Source organism: Psychrobacter sp. 1Y4 (assembly GCF_051847555.1).
Map to the genome: position 1 here is coordinate 1 of NZ_JBPYDE010000478.1, position 746 is coordinate 746.

The 746-nt window shown below is 46.9% G+C and carries 2 pseudogenes; both read right to left on the minus strand.

From position 1 onward, the window contains the following. Positions 1 to 342, minus strand: a pseudogene (locus ACS8FC_RS17070) (hypothetical protein); the annotation flags it as partial. A 62-nt stretch (positions 343 to 404) separates the two neighbouring features. Next, a pseudogene (locus ACS8FC_RS17075) lies at positions 405 to 746 on the minus strand (hypothetical protein); the annotation flags it as partial.

Consider the following 746-nt stretch of genomic DNA (forward strand, 5'->3'; position numbering starts at 1 on the left):
GTAGCCAATCCGTGCCAGACAAAACCCTTCATCAGAGCCAATCGCTGCACGGCGTTTGCCAGATAAGCTCGCGACCACATAAGGCAAAAACTGATCCAATGGTAGATTGGGCGCTGGCAAAAGCAAAGACAGTTTTTCAATCCAGCCGTGTTCTAGAAAGCTTTGCAACCATTCATCGGAATAACGCTGCAACCAATCAGCAGCGAGTAGTGTCTGCCCATAAGACAACAAATCTTGTAGCGCCAACTGCTCGTCAGTCGGCTCATTTTGTGAAAATGCCTCAAAAACACCAGCGGGCGTGAGGGTTAGATAGGTTTTATCAGCATTCAAGTAAGAGGACATAGCGGCTACCGTAGTGATGAAAGGGTGATAAAAAATATTTAAGGTGATAAACGAATGATGATCTATCGTGTAGTGGAAGGTCTCATAGTTTGATCAAGATGTTGTTGGCAGTCGTCCCAGCGCTTATCAAACTGCCAATCGCTTTTGCCCAAGCCAAACCATACTAAGGAAAATGCCAGACGATCGTTACGCGCCGTACAGTAGGCAAAAAACTCATTCTCAATTTGCTCAATAGTGCCCCAGTCTTGGCTAGCACGTGCTTGCATCAACTCGCTTGTGATGTCTTTAGCGATTTCTTTGGCATCATCGCTACTGATACGCAGTCGTTGCTTTTGCTCATTGAGCGAAGGCGACACCAGCACGCTCCAGCGAGTGGCGAGCATACTATTGCGCTGAATATAGCT